Origin of the sequence: Halomonas fontilapidosi (assembly GCF_014192285.1) — a bacterium.
GTDB classification, from domain to species: Bacteria; Pseudomonadota; Gammaproteobacteria; order Pseudomonadales; family Halomonadaceae; genus Halomonas; species Halomonas fontilapidosi.
Map to the genome: position 1 here is coordinate 85747 of NZ_JACHXQ010000008.1, position 15796 is coordinate 101542.

The 15796-nt window shown below is 66.2% G+C and carries 17 protein-coding genes; 5 read left to right on the forward strand and 12 right to left on the reverse strand.

The window, feature by feature from the left end; genetic code table 11:
- Positions 1 to 35: 35 nt before the first annotated feature.
- The gene (locus FHR95_RS12265) at positions 36 to 212 is read right to left on the reverse strand and encodes a hypothetical protein (protein ID WP_179861999.1); all 177 of its coding nucleotides are present in this window, start codon (positions 210 to 212) and stop codon (positions 36 to 38) included.
- A gap of 241 nt (positions 213 to 453) precedes the next feature.
- Here FHR95_RS12265 and FHR95_RS12270 point away from each other — a divergent pair, with 241 nt between their 5' ends.
- The 4 genes from FHR95_RS12270 to FHR95_RS12285 all read left to right on the forward strand — a co-directional run bounded on the left by FHR95_RS12270 (position 454) and on the right by FHR95_RS12285 (position 2980).
- A complete protein-coding gene (locus FHR95_RS12270; RefSeq protein WP_183314594.1) occupies positions 454 to 1449 on the forward strand; it encodes an LLM class flavin-dependent oxidoreductase in 996 nt (331 codons plus the stop codon).
- A complete protein-coding gene (locus FHR95_RS12275; RefSeq protein WP_183314595.1) occupies positions 1446 to 2159 on the forward strand; it encodes an AzlC family ABC transporter permease in 714 nt (237 codons plus the stop codon). The genes FHR95_RS12270 and FHR95_RS12275 overlap by 4 nt, the downstream gene beginning before the upstream one ends.
- Positions 2156 to 2470, forward strand: coding sequence for an AzlD family protein (locus FHR95_RS12280; protein ID WP_040184034.1), 315 nt, complete (start codon positions 2156 to 2158; stop codon positions 2468 to 2470). Before FHR95_RS12275 ends, FHR95_RS12280 begins: the two co-directional genes overlap by 4 nt.
- A 99-nt stretch (positions 2471 to 2569) precedes the next feature.
- Positions 2570 to 2980 carry a hypothetical protein gene (locus tag FHR95_RS12285; RefSeq protein ID WP_183314596.1) on the forward strand — a complete coding sequence of 137 codons (411 nt, stop codon included), beginning with the start codon at positions 2570 to 2572 and terminating at the stop codon, positions 2978 to 2980.
- Positions 2981 to 3099: 119 nt separating this feature from the next.
- Here the strand turns inward: FHR95_RS12285 and FHR95_RS12290 are convergent, their stop codons facing one another.
- The 9 genes from FHR95_RS12290 to FHR95_RS12325 all read right to left on the reverse strand — a co-directional run bounded on the left by FHR95_RS12290 (position 3100) and on the right by FHR95_RS12325 (position 12133).
- Complete coding sequence (locus FHR95_RS12290) at positions 3100 to 4311, reverse strand: benzoate/H(+) symporter BenE family transporter (protein ID WP_183314597.1); 1212 nt, start codon at positions 4309 to 4311, stop codon at positions 3100 to 3102.
- A 96-nt stretch (positions 4312 to 4407) separates the two neighbouring features.
- On the reverse strand, positions 4408 to 5658 hold the full coding sequence (locus tag FHR95_RS12295) for a benzoate/H(+) symporter BenE family transporter (protein WP_183314598.1): 1251 nt from the start codon (positions 5656 to 5658) through the stop codon (positions 4408 to 4410).
- Between the two features lie 96 nt (positions 5659 to 5754).
- On the reverse strand, positions 5755 to 6555 hold the full coding sequence (gene benD / locus FHR95_RS17035; RefSeq protein WP_221199322.1) for a benzoate diol dehydrogenase BenD: 801 nt from the start codon (positions 6553 to 6555) through the stop codon (positions 5755 to 5757).
- Positions 6552 to 7595, reverse strand: coding sequence for a benzoate 1,2-dioxygenase electron transfer component BenC (gene benC / locus FHR95_RS17040; protein ID WP_040184030.1), 1044 nt, complete (start codon positions 7593 to 7595; stop codon positions 6552 to 6554). The genes benD and benC overlap by 4 nt, the downstream gene beginning before the upstream one ends.
- Positions 7596 to 7633: 38 nt before the next feature.
- The gene (gene benB / locus FHR95_RS12305) at positions 7634 to 8122 is read right to left on the reverse strand and encodes a benzoate 1,2-dioxygenase small subunit (protein WP_040184029.1); all 489 of its coding nucleotides are present in this window, start codon (positions 8120 to 8122) and stop codon (positions 7634 to 7636) included.
- A gap of 29 nt (positions 8123 to 8151) precedes the next feature.
- Positions 8152 to 9519: a Rieske 2Fe-2S domain-containing protein gene (locus FHR95_RS12310; RefSeq protein WP_183314599.1), complete on the reverse strand. Its 1368-nt coding sequence runs from the start codon at positions 9517 to 9519 to the stop codon at positions 8152 to 8154.
- 87 nt (positions 9520 to 9606) lie between these two features.
- On the reverse strand, positions 9607 to 10581 hold the full coding sequence (gene catA, locus FHR95_RS12315; RefSeq protein ID WP_183314600.1) for a catechol 1,2-dioxygenase: 975 nt from the start codon (positions 10579 to 10581) through the stop codon (positions 9607 to 9609).
- A 65-nt stretch (positions 10582 to 10646) separates the two neighbouring features.
- Positions 10647 to 10937, reverse strand: coding sequence for a muconolactone Delta-isomerase (gene catC, locus FHR95_RS12320; protein WP_040184026.1), 291 nt, complete (start codon positions 10935 to 10937; stop codon positions 10647 to 10649).
- Positions 10938 to 11014: 77 nt separating this feature from the next.
- Entirely contained in the window at positions 11015 to 12133 is a 1119-nt protein-coding gene (locus tag FHR95_RS12325; RefSeq protein WP_183314601.1) for a muconate/chloromuconate family cycloisomerase, read from the reverse strand.
- A gap of 104 nt (positions 12134 to 12237) precedes the next feature.
- Between FHR95_RS12325 and FHR95_RS12330 the strand changes: the two genes are divergently transcribed.
- Positions 12238 to 13140 (forward strand): LysR family transcriptional regulator, encoded by a 903-nt coding sequence (locus FHR95_RS12330; RefSeq protein WP_183314602.1) that lies wholly within the window; start codon positions 12238 to 12240, stop codon positions 13138 to 13140.
- A 264-nt stretch (positions 13141 to 13404) separates the two neighbouring features.
- Here FHR95_RS12330 and FHR95_RS12335 read toward each other — a convergent pair whose 3' ends face one another.
- Positions 13405 to 14664 carry a sensor domain-containing diguanylate cyclase gene (locus tag FHR95_RS12335; RefSeq protein WP_183314603.1) on the reverse strand — a complete coding sequence of 420 codons (1260 nt, stop codon included), beginning with the start codon at positions 14662 to 14664 and terminating at the stop codon, positions 13405 to 13407.
- 169 nt (positions 14665 to 14833) lie between these two features.
- Positions 14834 to 15724: a LysR substrate-binding domain-containing protein gene (locus tag FHR95_RS12340; protein WP_040184022.1), complete on the reverse strand. Its 891-nt coding sequence runs from the start codon at positions 15722 to 15724 to the stop codon at positions 14834 to 14836.
- Positions 15725 to 15796: the final 72 nt, after the last annotated feature.

Sequence of the window (15796 nt, forward strand, 5' to 3'; positions counted from 1 at the left end):
TATATACGTCAGAGAAACACTTATCAGAGCGACACTTAGAGGAAAAGTGTAAGGAACAGGGCCACGCCACCCACCAGCAGCGCGATGATCACCGCGGCCACCACCACCCGATCCAGCCAGCGATCGAAGCAGGCCCAGTCGAACCGACGCCGCTGGCGCCGGCGGGTGGCACCGCGGCGGGACGCGTCGCGGCCGGTGCGGATGCGTGTCATGGTCGAAGTCCGATTTCACCATCATCCCCTGAGCTTACGGTCTGCCGCGGCACCTGGCCACCGACATCGACGCTGCCGCCAACGGTACGCTTCAGTGCTTGCTGCGTTGCTGACGTGGCAGGGTACAGTGGCGAAATACAGGGACACCTGTTACGGGCGGCATCGGCATTGCATTCCACCCCGGGCGCCCTGATGCTAGGAGAAACTCAGCAGGCTAATTGTTTCCGGAGTTATCCACGACATGTCCCGACTCGCCGACACGCCGCTTTCCGTGCTCGACCTGGCCCCGATTCGCGAGGGCGGCAGCGCCGCCGACACCTTCAGGGAGAGCGTGGCGCTGGCGCGGCTCACCGAGCGGCTTGGCTTCACGCGCTACTGGCTGGCCGAGCACCACAGCATCGAGGGCATCGCCAGCGCCGCCACCGCGGTGCTGATCGGGCATCTCGCCGGGGCCACCGAGCGCATCCGGGTGGGCAGCGGCGGCATCATGCTGCCCAACCACCCACCGCTGGTGGTGGCCGAGCAGTTCGGCACCCTGGAGACCCTCTACCCCGGGCGCATTGACCTGGGCCTGGGTCGCGCACCGGGCTCCGACGGCCCCACCATGGCCGCCATGCGCCGCGACCCCTATGCCGGCGTCGATGATTTCCCAAAGCGACTAGCGGAGCTGCAGGGCTATCTCGATGACGAGCGGCCGGGCCAGCGAGTGCGGGCGGTGCCCGGCCAAGGCACCCAGGTGCCACTCTGGCTGCTCGGCTCCAGCGACTTCAGCGCCCGCCTGGCGGCCCGGGAGGGGCTGCCCTTCGCCTTCGCCGCCCAATTCGCCCCGGCCCAGCTGTTCGAGGCGCTCAAGCTCTATCGCGACAACTTCCGGCCCTCGGCGGTGCTGAACCGGCCCCATGCCATGGTCGGCCTGCCGGTGATCGCCGCCGACAGCGACCTCCAGGCGGACTACCTCGCCTCCACCGCCCGCCGTAAGTTCCTGGGCATGATCCGCGGCCAGCGCACCAAGGCCCTGCCGCCGGTGGAAGCAGTGGACTGGTCGCCCCGGGAGCAGGCGCAGGTGGAGCAGTTCCTGGGCGCCGCGGTGATCGGCGGGCCCGAGACCGTGCGCGAGGGCCTGGAGCGCTTCCTGGAGCTGACCGGCGCCGACGAGCTGATGCTCAATACCGATGTCTACGCGGCCGAGGACCGGCGGCGAAGCTACGAGATCGTCGCCGAGATGTGGCGCTCATGACCCGCCCCGACACCTCGCGACCGACCCTTGGCCATCTGGTCGACGGCTTCCGGCGCATGGCGCCGCTGTCGCTGTTCGTGATCGTCTTCGGGCTGGCCTTCGGGGTGGCGGCCCTGCAGCAGGGGCTCTCCGCGGCCGAGACCCTGCTGATGAGTGGCCTGGTGTTCGCCGGGGCGGCGCAGTTCGCGACCCTGGAGCTGTGGGGCGACACCATCCCGCTGCTGCCGCTGGTCGCCATCACCCTGGCGATCAACGCCCGTCATCTGCTGATGGGTGCCGCCTTCTATCCGCACCTGCGTGACCTGTCGAGCGGGCGGCGCTACGCCAGCCTGCTGCTGCTTAGCGACGCCAACTGGGCCATGGCCATGAGCGGGGGCACCACGGCGGCGCGCCTGGGCATCCTGGTCGGCGGGGGCCTGGCCTTATGGTCCACCTGGATGATCGGTACCGGCCTTGGCGTGGCCTTCGGCAGCGGCATCAGCGAGCCCGACCGCTTCGGGCTGGATGCCATCATGGGCTGCTTCCTGCTGGCCATGCTGGTGGGCGACAAGCGCGACCTCAGCGTGCTGCTGCCCTGGGGCGCCGCGGCGCTGGCGGCCCTGGCGGCGATGGCCTGGCTGCCGCCCCACGCCCACGTGATCGTGGGGGCGCTGGCGGGTGGTGTAGTAGGCCTGTTGATGCCCACAGCGCGCAAGGAGGCCTCGCCATGACCCTGTCGGCTGCAAACGGTGGCGTGCTGCTGGCCATCGTGATCATGGCGCTGGTCACTTACCTGACCCGCGCCGGCGGGGTCTTCGTGATGGCCCGAGTACCCATCGGCCCACGGGTCGAGCGCTTTATCAACGCCATGGCCGGCTCGGTGCTGGTGGCGGTCATCACCCCCATGGCTGTGCACGGCGACGGCGGGGCCCGCATGGCCCTGGTCGCCACAGCGGGGGTGATGCTGGTGCTGCGCAAGCCATTGCCGGCGATCGCCGCGGGGATCCTGACCGCCGCGCTGTGGCGCCTGGTCGCATCTTGATCCCGCCTCGGAACGAAGCGCCCCGCACGCTTTCCAAGGGGCAGTCATTCACGGGGCGTCGGCCGGGCCGACGCCCCTTCATAGACATCGGAGTCCCGCATGCCCGACCCCCATGACCCGCGCCGCGGCTCACAGCAGAATGCCGCCTGGCGCGCCGCCCAAGAGTGGCAGGCCCGCGCCCGCCAGACCCGCCCCAGCGGCCCCCTGAGCAGCTTGAAGCTGCTGTTCATCTGGCTGCTGTTCGGCGTCATGATGATCGTCGCCCTCGTACTGGGGCTGTTTTTCCTGCTCGTCGGCTGGGCGATGATGCCCTTCCTGCGCCACCGCATGAAGAAGCGGATGGAAAGGATGCGCGCCGACCGGGCCGAGGACGTGGACGGCAGCGTCCACTATCGCGAGACTCGCTATCGCGACAGCCGCGACGCGGACGGTCGCTACCGCGAACAGCAGGTGCTGGAGGGCGACTATGAAGTCAAGGACGGGGAGCGAAAGGACACCGACCGCTCCTGACGGCTGACATTACCGACAGGGCCCGCAGGGAGGCATCGCTCTCGTCCATCGCCACATGCATCTTGTCCATCATCGGACTCCTCTGGATCGCGTTGTTGTTGACATGTTAGGGGTGAGGATCAGGACGTTCTGCGGGCCGGATCCCGCGCGGCCCGGCGATCCAGGCCGGGCAGCGGCCGGTGCAGCAGGGCATGGGCCAGCGCGCCGACCACCACGCCCCAGAAAGCCGACCCTAGCCCCAGGAAGCTCATCCCCGATGCCGTGGCAATGAAGGTGATCACCGAGGCCTCCAGGTGGTCCTTGTGAGTGGCGAAGGCGCTGAGGTTGCTGGTGATGGCCCCGATCAGCGCCAGGCCCGCCAGCACCGCGACGAACTCGCCGGGCAGCGAGGTGAAGAGCAGCACGATGGTGCCGGCGAAGGTGCCGCCGATCAGGTAGAAGACCCCGTTGGCGACCCCGGCCACGTAGCGCTTGTCGGGATCCTCGTGGGCCTCCTTGCTGGTGCAGATGGCCGCCGTGATCGCCGCGATCACCGTGGTGATCCCCCCGAAGAAGGCGGTGACGAGGGAGGTCAGGCTGGTCAGGGTGACGATCGGCCTGGCCGCAGTGTTGTAGCCGGCGCTGCGCATGATCGCCATGCCCGGCAGGAACTGCCCGGTCAGGCTGACCAGCACCAGCGGGATGGCCAGGCTCAGGGTCGCATTCCAGGTCCACTCGGGACGGATGAACTGGGGGTTTGCGAGGCTCAGCGTCACGCCCTCGAGGCTGGCATCCTCGACGGCCACGGCCAGACCTACGCCGACCAACAGCAGCGCCACCAGGCTGTAGCGGGGCGTCAGCCGCTTGAACACCAGGTAGGTCAGAATCATGCCCAGGGTCAGCGCCGGCACCGCCTCCAAGGAGACGAAGACCCCGACCCCGAACTGGAAGAGGATGCCCGCCATCATGGCGCTGGCGATGCCCGGCGGAATCGCCTGGATGATGCAGTCGAAGGAGCCGGTGATGCCGATCAAAAAGATCACCGCCGCCGCCGTAAGGTAGGCCCCCACCGCCTCGTTCAGTGACAAGCCGGGGAACAGCGTGACCAGCAGCGCCGTGCCCGGGGCCGACCAGGCGGTGACCACGGGCACCTTCAGCCACAGGCTGAGTGCGATCCCTGAGACGGCGGCGCCGATGGAGATCGCCCACACCCAGGAGGTCATCATGGTGGTCGAGATCTCAGCGCTCTGGGCCGCCTGGAAGAAGATCGCCAGGGGGCCGGAGTAGGAGACCAGCACCGCCACGAAGCCGGCGGTGATCGCGGGTATCGAGACGTCCTTTAATAACGACATGGTAAAGCGTCCTGATGGTTCTCTATCGACAATAAAAAGGGCCTGAACTACCGAAGCAGATTCAGGCCAAGGAGGAGAGGTGCGACGCCGGCAGTATCAGGTCGCCTCGCCGGCGACCCTGGCAGCCTTGCTCTCACGGGAGAAGTCGAAGTCGCGGAACTCCACCAGCATCGAGATCGCAGCCCCCAGGATCAGTGCCCAGAAGGAGGCGCCGATGCCGAAGATCTGCAGGCCCGACACCGCGATCAGGAAGGAGAACATCGCCCCAACCTCATGCTTGCCGGAGAAGGTGATGTGCATCGCCGAACTGATCACCCGCAGCAGCGCCAGGCCAGCGATGATGGCGATGAAGTAGCTCGGCATCGCCTCGATCAGGCTGAACACGAAGCCGTAGAAGGGGGCGCCGACCACGAAGATGATGCCGACGATCACCGCCGCCACCCATCGCTTATCGTGGGTTCCCGCCTCGGGGGAGGAGCAAATGCCGGTCATCGGCGCGGCGATGCAGGTGCTGTGCAGGTTGAAGAAGGCCGACACCATGGTGCCGATACCGCCGACGAAGGTGATGGCATTGGCCGGCGCCTCCTTGTAGCCCATGCCCTTGACCAGCCCCACGCCGGCGGGCGTCTCCATGCCCACCAGGATCAGTGCCAGTGGCAGGCCATAGGCCAGGAAGGCGTCCATGGAGAAGGCCGGCATGATGAACTCGGGCATGCGGAAGGAGAACTCCACGCTTGCGAAGTCGGCACCGGAGAGCGCCATGTAGAGTACGCCCACCACCAGGGTAACCACCAACGGCGGAATCCGGCGCAGGAAGCGCGCCGAGAGGAAGAAGGCCGCGATCATCACCACCGCGGGGATCAGGGCGTTCTGCAGCGGCATCACCATATTGGTGCCGAACTTGAGCAGCACCCCGGCCACCATGCCCATGACAATGGGCATGGGGATCAGCCGCATCACCAGGCTCATCCAGCCGGCCAGGGCCACCACCACCGAGATGGCGCCTGCCATCAGCGTCGCCCCCAAGGCCTCATTGAGCCCCACCACGGGGATGATGGCGGCGAACAGCAGGGCGCCGGGGATGGAGTTGGCCACCGGCAGGGGTAGCCGGTAATAGGCCGGCAGGATCAGGCCGAACAGGCCGTTGATGAACAGGTAGCTGATCACCCATAGCAGGGTGAAATCCTTGGGCAGCCCCGCCGCGGTACCGGCGCTGATATGGATGATGCCGGCACTGAGGCCGAAGATACCGGCGACCACGCCGGCGCTCAGGTTGTCGGCGTTGAGATCGCGCAGGAAGTCCCGCGGCGCCGATGCGAGGCCGGCGCCTTTCTCGAGGTGTCTCATGCTGTGCTCCAGGGGCTTGTTGTCGTTGCTGTCGGAAGCCACGGATGGTCAGGGGCAAGGCGAACGGGGCGGTCCGAAGCCCGCCTGGCGCAGGGGTCAGCCCTGGTCGCCGCCGCCCACCGGCAACACGCTGCCGGTGATGTAGCTCGCCTCGTCGGAGGCCAGGAACAGGATCGGCGCAGCCATCTCGTCCAGGGTGCCGTAGCGCTGCATCAGGCAGCTCTGCTTGGTCTGGTCGATGTGCGCCTGAAACCAGGCTCGCTCCGTCTCGTTTTGGGGCTCGGGCGTGCCGCGGGAGATCTTCCGCGGCGGCGCTTCGGTGCCGCCGATGCCGGCGGCCGCCACGCGGATACCGTGCTCGGCGACCTCGAAGGCCAGGGACTCGGTCAGCGCATTGACGCCCCCCTTGGCCGCCGAGTAGGGGATCCGGTGGATGCCCCGAGTCGCCACCGAGGAGACGTTGACGATCACCCCACCGCCCTGCGCCACCAGGGTCGGCAGCACCGCCCGGCAGCACCACAGCGTCGGCATCAGCGAGCGCTGGACCTCGGCGGCGATCTCGGCCTGGGTGAACTCGGTGAACGGCTTGAAGTTGATCGCGCCGCCCACGTTGTTGATCAAGATGTCGATCCGGCCGAAGTGCTCCACCGTGCGGGCCATCACCTCCTCAGCCCCCTCCCAGGTCTCGAGGTCGGCCTGCAGGGCGATGGCGTCCACGCCCTGCTCGGCGAGCCCCGCCACCACCTCATGGACCAGGTCGGCACGATCCACCAGGGCCAGGCGGGCGCCCTCGGCGCCGGCCCGCTCGGCAACCCGCCGCCCGATGCCCTGGGCTGCGCCGGTGATGACCATCACCCGCCCCTGGAACCGCGAGCCGTTGACGGGTGCTATGCTCATGACGCCTCCTTGGGTGCCTGGTTGGGGGTGAACTTCTCGTAATGGAAGCTCTGCGGAACGATGCCCTCGGCATCGAAATGCTTGAGCACGGCATCGACCATCGGGGGCGGCCCGCACAGGTAGACGTCGATGTCACCGTCGTGCAGCACCTCGGCATCCATGTGATGGGTGACATAGCCCTTGCGCGGATGCTGGCTCGCCTCGTCCACCACCACCGTGGAGTAGCTGAAGGTCGGCAGCTCCGCGGTGAAATGCTCCAGAGCGTCGACCTTGACCAGGTGGTCGTCCTTGTTGACGCCGTAGATCAGATGGATCGGATGCTCGCAAGGCGTCCCTTCCGCCCGCTTCTGGACCAGCAATTCGAGCATGGAGAGGAAAGGGGCCAGTCCAGTACCGCCGGCCAGCATCAGCACCGGGCGGGAGATCTCGCGCAGGTAGAAGCTGCCCATCGGCCCGGTCAGGGCCAGCCGGTCGCCGACCTTGGCGCGCTCGGTCAGATAGCCGCTCATCACCCCGTTGGGGATATTGCGGATCAGGAAGGCCGCACGCCGGTCGCCGGGCTTCGAGCTGAAGGAGTAGGAGCGGTGCTCTCCGCTGCCGGGCACATCGATGTGGATGTACTGCCCCGGCAGGAAGGTCAATGCTGCCTCGTCATCCAGGTCCACGCCCAGTTCGATGCTGTCCTCGGAGAGTTGCTCGACCACGGCCAGGGTGCCCTCGATCTTGCCGACCTGGGTCTTGCACACGGCGGAGGCCACCGGGATCTGGATGACACAGTCGGAGGACGGCACCATCTGGCAGGTCAGCACCTGGCCCTCGGCGGCTTCCTCGTCGGAGAGCGCCTCTTCCAGATACTCGTCCCCCATGTCGAACCCGCCCTGCTCGCAATGGCCCTTGCAGGTGCCGCAGACGCCGTCGGAGCAGTCCATCGGCAGGTTGACCTTCTGCCGATAGGCGGCGTCAAGGACCGTTTCCCCCTCCTTGCAGCCGATGAAACGGGTGACGCCGTCCTCGAAGTTGAGTGCAATGGTATAGCTCATGGTCGAATCTCCTCCCGCACCGGGTCAGCGTGACCAGGTCAGATGTGATAGATGTCGATGACCTGGTGGATGTAGTCGTTGTTGAGTTGCACGACTTTTCTGGTGATCAGCGGCGTCTCCCCCGACACGTCCAGGGTGTAGAAGGCGCTGCCGAAGTAGCTGTCGGTCTTCTTGTAGCGGTGGCTCAGGGTGTGCCAGTTGAAGCGCAGCTCCACCGTGTCACCTTCCTCCTTCAGCACCTCGAGGTTGGTGATCTGGTGGGTGGTGCGCGGCTCCGGCGTGCTCGCCCCGCTGCGCTCGGTCTTGATCCGGTAGACCCGGTCCTCGAGCCCCTCGCGGTTCGGGTAGTAGATCAGCGAGATCTCGGCCTCGGGGTCCCGGGTCAGCTGGTCGTCGTCGTCCCAGGCCGGCATCCAGAACTCGGCGTCCTGGCGGTAGCACGCCAGCCATTCGTCCCACTGGCGGTCGTCGAGCAGGCGCGCCTCGCGGTACAGGAAGGCCTGGATGTCGTGGTAGCTGGTGCTCATGGTCTCTCTCCCCTGTCAGGTCGCTCGGCTCAGGCCGATTCGGTGGCGATGAACTGGCTGCGTTCCTTGTCGATGGCGCGCAACATCTCCTCGACCCAGTGCTGGTGGTGCAGCACGTAGAGCCCCTCGTCTTCCGGGGAGGCCCCGCTGAGCAGCGGCTTCATGTCGATTGCCTGGGCGTTCTCGTCGGCCCCCTCGATCCACTGCTTGGCGCCGCGAGAGAGGTCGTTCCACTCGGCAAGCTGGCCGTTGTAGCCGTCCTGGCAGGCGCGGAATTCCTCGAGGTCGTCCGGCGTGCCCATGCCCGAGACGTTGAAGAAGTCCTCGTACTGGCGGATGCGCACCCGGCGGTTCTCCGCGGACTCGCCCTTGGGCGCGAAGCAGTAGATGGTGACCTCGGTCTTGTCGACGGAGAGCGGACGCAGCACGCGGATCTGCGTGGAGAACTGGTCCATCAGGTAGACGTTGGGGTAGAGGCAGAGGTTGCGGGTCTGGTTGACGATGGAGTCGGCCCGCGCCTCGCCAAGCTCAGCCTCGATCTCATCCTTGCGGGTGTAAACCGGGCGCACCTCGGGGTTGAGCAGCCGGGTCCACAGCATCATGTGGCCGTTCTCGTAGGAGTAGAAGCCGCCCTGGCTCTTCGACCAGCCGTCGGCGTCCACCGCCTTGGTGCCGCCGGCGTCGTAGTTGCGACGCTCCATGGTCGAGGCGTAGTTCCAGTGCACCGAGCTCACGTGGTAGCCGTCGGCGCCGTTCTCGGCCTGCAGCTTCCAGTTGCCGTTGTAGGTGTACGACGAGGTGCCGCGCAGGATCTCCAGGCCTTCCGGCGCCTGGTCGACGATGTTGTCGATGACCTTGGTGGTCTCGCCCAGGTACTCCTCCAGCGGCTGGACGTCATCGCTCAGGCTGCCGAACAGGAAGCCCTTGTAGTTGGCGAAGCGCGGCAGGCGCTTGAGGTCGTGGGAGCCCTCCTGCTTGAAGCCCTCCGGGTAGGCGCCGTTCTTCTCGTTCTTGGCCTTGAGCAGCTTGCCGTCGTTCTTGAAGGTCCAGCCGTGGAAGGGGCAGGTGAAAGTGCCCTTGTTGCCCTGCTTGCGCCGGCACAGGGTGGCGCCGCGGTGGGCGCAGGCGTTGATCAGGCCGTGCAGCTCGCCCTGCTTGTCGCGGGTGATCACCACCGGCTGGCGGCCCATGGTCACGGTGTAGTAGTCGCCCGGCTCGCGGATCTGGCTCTCGTGGGCAAGGAACAGCCAGTTGCCTTCGAAGATGTGCTTCATCTCCAGGTCGAAGAAGGCCGGGTCGGTGAACATGCTGCGATGGCAGCGGAAGATGCCGTGGTCGGCGTCGTCGACGACGGCGCCGCGGACGCGTTCCTCGAGTTGGTCAAGCTGGGTGGTCATGATCCATCTCCTCGATTGTTATGCGGGGGAGGATCCGCCCCGGGGCGGACCGTCCGTTGATCAGGGGGTGAAGGGGCGACGGCTCGCTCAGACCTTGGCGGTGCCGGCCAGCTGGCTGTGCTGGTCCTGCTCGTCTTCCTTGGCCCGCGGGCGGGCGTGGCGATGCTGCAGTTCGGGGGCGTCGGTCTTCGCCAGCTCGACGTCGAACACCACCTCGGAGAAGGGGCCGTCCAACTCGCGCCGGGCAATCTCGGCCGGGTCCTCGATGCGGTTGGCCGGCACCACCAGCTCCTCGCGGGTGGCGAAGGCGAAGTCGTCGAAGGTGTAGGGGTCGCCGGCCAGGTTGATCTGGGTGGTCAGGTGCTTGTGGCCCGGGGCGGAGATGAAGTAGTGGATATGCGCCGGGCGCTGGCCGTGACGGCCGAGCAGGTCGAGCACCTGCTGGGTCGGGCTGTCCGGCGGGCAGCCGTAGCCGGAGGGGATGATGCTGCGCGCGGTGTAGCGGCCCTCGGCATCGGTAACGATGCTGCGGCGCAGGTTGTACTCGGACTGGGTCGGGTCGAAGAAGGAGTAGCCGCCCTTGGAGTTGGCGTGCCAGATCTCGACCTTGGCGCCGGGAACGGGGTTGCCGTCGACGTCACGCACCTGGCCGGTCAGCCACATGGTCTCGCCGTCCTGGTCCTCGCCGTCGTCCATGCGCGCGAAGCCCTCGGCCTCCGGGGCGCCGGCCACGTAGAGCGGGCCCTCGATGGTGCGCGGAGTGCCGCCCAGCAGGCCGCGTTCGCGGTCGTCGGCGTCCATGCGCATGTCCAGGTAATGGTCGAAGCCCAGCCCCGGGGCCAGCAGGCCGAACTGGGTGCCATTGCCCAGCGCGTTGAGCACGCTGACGGCGGACCAGAACTCCTCGGCGCTGACGTCGTAGTCGTCCATCAGCCGGAACAGGTCGGAGAGCAGGCGGTGCATGATCTGCTTGGCGCGCTCGCTGCCGCCCGCCTGGTCGAAGCCGGCGACGGTGGTCAGAAAGTCCTGGACCTCGGGGGTGTCGAATATCTTCACGGTCATGGTCGGTTATCCTCGATCGTTATTTGGTGCAGTCCCGCAGCGGACTGGCGTGCTTCATCCGTGACTCAGGCGTCGTCCTCGCGGATGGAGGACGGGTGGCGACACAGCGGCTTGACGCTGATCTCCATGTAGGGAAAGAGCGGCAGGTTGCTGACCAGCTCCTGCAGCTCGGCGTTGTCCTCGACGTCGAAGATGCTGACGTTCGAGTAGCTGCCGGCCACGCGCCACAGGTGGCGCCACTTGCCGGAACGCTGCAGCTCCTGGGCGTAGGCCTTCTCGGTCGCCTTGATCTCGGCGGCCTGTTCGGCCGGCATGGACGGCGGCAGCTTGACGGTCATTTCCACCTGAAACAGCATGATGTTCTCCTCCTCTCTTCGGGACTGGCCCGATAACGATTGATGGCGACCCCGGTCCTGGCGAAATGCCGGCGGACCTACGGGCGCGCGTAATGGGCCAGCTTGTCTTCGTCCAGGGTGATGCCGAGCCCCGCGCCCTGGGGCAGGTCGACACCGAACTCGCGGTAGTTGAGCGGCTCGGCAACGATGTCGTCCTTGAGCAGCAGCGGGCCGAACATCTCGGTGCCCCAGGCCATCTCGTCCTGTGTCGCCCAGGCGTGCAGGGAGGCGGCGGTGCCGATGGTGCCCTCGAGCAGGGTGCCGCCGTAGAGGCCGATGCCGGCGGCCTGGGCCACGTGGGCCAGCTCCAGCACGCCGTGCAGCCCGCCGGACTTGGCGATCTTGAGGGCGAAGGCGCCGCTGAAGCCGCCAACCACCAGGTCGAGCCCGTCGCGGGCGTCCTGCACCGCCTCGTCGGCCAGCATCGGCACGTTGAAGCGGTTGGCCAGGCGAATCAGGCCGGCATGCTCACGGGCGGGAATGGCCTGCTCGATCAGCTCGATGCCGGCATCCTGCAGTGCGTGGATGCCGCGCACCGCGGTGGGCTCATCCCAGGCCTGGTTGACGTCGACCCGCACGCTTGCCCGGTCACCCAGGGCCTCCTTGATGGCGGCCACGTGGCGTACGTCCTGGTCCACCGGGTTGGCACCGATCTTCAGCTTGAAGTCGCAATGGCGACGTTGTTCGAGACGCAGCAGGGCCTCGTCGATGTCCTTTCGGGTATCACCGCTGGCCAGGGTCCAGAGCACCGGCAGGTGCGTCTGGCGGGCGCCGCCCAGCAGCTCAGCCACCGAGAGGCCCAGGCGCTTGCCCTGGGCGTCGAGCAGCGCGGTCTCCAGCGTCGACTTGGCGATGGCGTTGCCACGGGCATGGCGATTTAGCCGGGCACGCAATGCATGGACGTTGCCCGAGGGCTGGCCCACCAGCAGCGGTGCCAGGTAGGTGTCGATGTTGGTCTTGATGCTTTCGGGACTCTCAGGGCCATAGGCCAGCCCGCCGATGGTGGTGCCCTCGCCGAGGCCCTCGATGCCATCGCTGTGGCGCATCCGCACGATGACCATGGTCTGGCAGGCCATGGTGGTCATGGAGAGCTTGTGCGGGCGGATGGTCGGCAGGTCGACCAGCAGCGTCTCGATGCTTTCGATCACGGATGACATGGGGGCTCCGAAGTCCGGGAATCTGGTGATTGCATGGCAGTCTGATTGCAGCGGGAAGACCGAACCAATATTGTTTGGGTGCCCTGCCATACCCAGGAGGTATCATGGAACTGCGCCACCTTAGGTACTTCTGCGTGGTCGCAGAGGAGCTGAATCTGACCTGTGCTGCCGAGCGGCTGCACATGTCGCAGCCGCCTTTGTCTAGACAGATCAAGCAGTTGGAGAAGGAGGTCGGGGCCGAGCTGTTCGAGCGCGGATCCCGTGGCCTGCGCCTGACCACTACCGGGCAGTTCTTCCGGCAGCACGCTATCCAGATACTCGAGAAGGTGGACGCCACCCTGGAGGCAACACGGCGCATGGCACGCAGCAAGCGCGTCATGTTCGGCATTGGCTTCGTGCCATCGGTGTTCTATGGGCAGCTGCCGCTGCTGGTCCGCGACTTACGACAAAAGGATAATGTCGAACTGAGCCTGGCCGAGCTGACCACGGTGCAGCAGATCCAGGCCTTGAAGGCGGGTCGTATCGACATGGGCTTCGGTCGTCTCAGAATCGACGACCCGGACGTGGCGCAGGAGGTGCTGTTCGACGAGCCGCTGATGGCGGTGGTGCCGACCGGCCACCCGCTGGAAGGCACCACCCCCACCCTAGAGCAGCTCGCCCGCTATCCGCTGATCCTGTTTCCCGCCAAGCCCCGCCCCAGCATGGCCGACATGGTGCTCGGGCTATTTCGCCGCCAGGCGCTGAAGGTAGAAGTGGTACAGGAGGCCAACGAGTTGCAGACGGCGCTGGGCCTAGTGGCCTCGGAAATCGGCATCAGCCTGGTGCCAGAGCAGGTGCGCCGCGTGCAACGCGACGGCATCAGCTATGTCTACCTGGCCGACAAGAGCATCACCACCCCCGTCATCTGCAGCCGCCGACGCGGAGAGGCCCCCTCCCCGGTGATGCAGGAAGCCAACGCCATCCTCGAGGTGCTGGTGGAGAACCGCCGTAGCGGCCGCTATCCCTGAGGCGCCGGGATTCTCAGCTCGTAAGCGGCTCGACCACCCAATCGATGAAGCCCCGCAGCCGCGTGCCAATGCGCCAGGGGGTGAGTCCCACCCAGCCGAACCGCTAGACCTACCGAGTTGCGCCGACGAGGTACCGCTCGACTGGCGTACGACGACGATACTGTCTTCGAGGTGGGGGCTTCGATGAGGCCTACTGGCGTCATGACCTCGGGTGAGAAGGCGCGAGGTCGTGGAGCCCAAGGGGGCTGCCGGGTGCGGCGTCCTCTAAGTCTCCACCCGGTTTCTGCCACGCTTCTTGGCCCGGTAGAGGGCATCATCCACGCGTTGAACCAGCGAGCGGGAGCTCTCGCCAGGCGCGAGCTCCACCACGCCGAAGCTGGCGGTGATAGTGCCAAGCTTTTCGAAGCAGTGACCGGCGATCAGGCTCCGCAGTTTTTCCGCGACCTCACTGGCTGCTTCCAGACCGGTATGTGGCAGTAGCACCATGAACTCCTCGCCGCCCCACCGTCCGTGGAGATCGATGCCGCGAATGTTGCTGCTGACCAGTCTGGCGATCGTCTTAAGTACATCGTCACCGGTGTTATGGCCGAAGCAGTCGTTGATTCGTTTGAAATGATCGAGGTCGTACATGATCAACGAAAGCGGGGACGCGTACCGGGTGGCACGCTCCATCTCCTTTTCCAGCAGCTGGCCGAACGCCTGGCGATTAGTGATACCGGTGAGGCCGTCGGTGATGGCCATGGTGTTCACGCGTTCTTCCGCCCGTTTGCGCTGCGTGATATCCAGAAGGATGCCGGTCCACAGAATACCGCCGTCGGCTTCCTTCTGTGGTGTCGCGCGACACTCGATCCAGCGAATCGACCCGTCACCATGGAGAATTCGAAACTCCACGTGAACTTGAGCCATCGTGGCGGCGCTGTTCTGGGTCTGGGCTTCGACGCGCTCGGCATCCTCGGGAAGAATCCGCGACATGACCGGATCCGTATCGGGCCCCGAAATGGCTTCGAACGGCAGGCCACCCAGTGCGACGATTCCCTCGCTAAAATAGGGGAAGCTGCGTGAACCATCCGGTGCCATGCGGTATTGGTAGAGCGCTCCCGGCACCTGGGAGGCGATGCCATGCAGCAGCGCCTCGTTCCGTCGAAGTTTCTCTTCGGTCGCCTTGCGTGACGTGATATCTCTCACGATGCAGAAGATCAGCTTGTCACCCTCGTAGGTGGCAGCATTGTTGCTGAGTTCAGCGTCGATGACGGTGCCATCCTTGCGGCGCTGCTGGGTTTCGAAATGCGCTCCAGTGCTGTCGACGCTGCGCAGCATTCCCTCGACCTCCTCCCTGCTGAGGCGAGCATCGAGATCCCACACGTGCAGGGCCTCCAGCTCCTCACGCGTGTAGCCGAGCATCTCGGCATAACGATGGTTGACTCGGTAGAGGCTGCCGTCGAGCCTCAGGACCACCATGCCATCCCAGGAGTGCTCGAACAGGGCACTCCAGAGGATGGTTTCGTTCTTCCTGGGTGATGGCATAGGGGAGTTCCAGGCCTCAAGGAAGGGAGTCACTTACCACCATAGTATCTCACGGGTCGCTGGCATTGCCCGCCCGTCGACGGAGGGGATCCACCCGCTGCGGCGGATTTACGCCCCAAAGGCCGGCGTCATGAGTGACTTCCCCTGGCGGCGCTACCGACAGCGCACCTCACCCGAACACCTCCTCGACCAGGCCAATCAGGTTGTGAAGGGCCGGCGCGTCGTTGCTTGATCGCCAGGCCAGCCATAGCGGCATGTCGCAGGCAGCGAGCTCCTCCAGATGAAGGAAGCGGATACCCGGCATGGGATGGGCGCTACTGGCCGAAGGGACGATGGCGATCCCCAGGCCGGCCGCCACCATACTGAGGATGGTGATGTTGTCGGCGCCGTACTGCACCACCCGCGGCTCGAAGCCCAGGCGCTGGAAGTGGGCCATCACGCGGTCGTAGTAGACCGGTGAAACGCTGCGAAAGCCCCATACGAAGTCGGCCTCCTTCAGCACGCTCAGGCAGTTCGGCGGCGCCGAGGCCCATGGCGAGGCCTCGGGTACGGCCAGCATCAGGTGGTCGTGCTGCAGCAGGCGAGTTTCCAGGCCCGGCTGGTCGGCGCTGTCCAGGTAGAGGATGCCGGCGTCCAGGGAGCCCTCCCGCAGCCGCTCCAGCTGGGGCCCCGAGAGCAGCGGGAAGACCTCGAAGGCGACCCTGGGGTAGCGATCGCGATAGCGCCTCAGCAGGTTGGCCACCTCCGGCACCCAGAGGTGCGTCACCGTCACCCCCAGGCTGACCTTGCCGATCAGCCCCTGGCCCAGCGAGGTGAGTCGCGTCCGGATCTGGGTGCGCCTGTCGAGCAGCTGGACGGCCTCCTCAAAGAGCGCCTGGCCGGCCACCGTCAGGCTGACTCCACGAGCATGGCGCTCCAGCAGCCGGGTGCCCAGGTCCTCCTCCAATAGTCGAACCTGCCGGGTCAGTGCCGGCTGGGCGACATGCACCCGGCGGCTGGCCGCGGAGATGGAACCGGTCTCCGCAACGGCAATGAAATAGCTGAGCTGGCGGAATTCCACGGGCCCTCTCGTCTCATCCGGGTGGGGATCTCTCACTCTATCCATATCAATCCGGCATGTCAGCAATGCCAA

Coding starts and splice junctions, on each gene's coding strand:
- FHR95_RS12265 (WP_179861999.1), bottom strand. CDS start 212: ATGACACGCATCCGCACCGGCCGCGACGCGTCCCGCCGCGGTGCCACC.
- FHR95_RS12270 (WP_183314594.1), top strand. CDS start 454: ATGTCCCGACTCGCCGACACGCCGCTTTCCGTGCTCGACCTGGCCCCG.
- FHR95_RS12275 (WP_183314595.1), top strand. CDS start 1,446: ATGACCCGCCCCGACACCTCGCGACCGACCCTTGGCCATCTGGTCGAC.
- FHR95_RS12280 (WP_040184034.1), top strand. CDS start 2,156: ATGACCCTGTCGGCTGCAAACGGTGGCGTGCTGCTGGCCATCGTGATC.
- FHR95_RS12285 (WP_183314596.1), top strand. CDS start 2,570: ATGCCCGACCCCCATGACCCGCGCCGCGGCTCACAGCAGAATGCCGCC.
- FHR95_RS12290 (WP_183314597.1), bottom strand. CDS start 4,311: ATGTCGTTATTAAAGGACGTCTCGATACCCGCGATCACCGCCGGCTTC.
- FHR95_RS12295 (WP_183314598.1), bottom strand. CDS start 5,658: ATGAGACACCTCGAGAAAGGCGCCGGCCTCGCATCGGCGCCGCGGGAC.
- benD (WP_221199322.1), bottom strand. CDS start 6,555: ATGAGCATAGCACCCGTCAACGGCTCGCGGTTCCAGGGGCGGGTGATG.
- benC (WP_040184030.1), bottom strand. CDS start 7,595: ATGAGCTATACCATTGCACTCAACTTCGAGGACGGCGTCACCCGTTTC.
- benB (WP_040184029.1), bottom strand. CDS start 8,122: ATGAGCACCAGCTACCACGACATCCAGGCCTTCCTGTACCGCGAGGCG.
- FHR95_RS12310 (WP_183314599.1), bottom strand. CDS start 9,519: ATGACCACCCAGCTTGACCAACTCGAGGAACGCGTCCGCGGCGCCGTC.
- catA (WP_183314600.1), bottom strand. CDS start 10,581: ATGACCGTGAAGATATTCGACACCCCCGAGGTCCAGGACTTTCTGACC.
- catC (WP_040184026.1), bottom strand. CDS start 10,937: ATGCTGTTTCAGGTGGAAATGACCGTCAAGCTGCCGCCGTCCATGCCG.
- FHR95_RS12325 (WP_183314601.1), bottom strand. CDS start 12,133: ATGTCATCCGTGATCGAAAGCATCGAGACGCTGCTGGTCGACCTGCCG.
- FHR95_RS12330 (WP_183314602.1), top strand. CDS start 12,238: ATGGAACTGCGCCACCTTAGGTACTTCTGCGTGGTCGCAGAGGAGCTG.
- FHR95_RS12335 (WP_183314603.1), bottom strand. CDS start 14,664: ATGCCATCACCCAGGAAGAACGAAACCATCCTCTGGAGTGCCCTGTTC.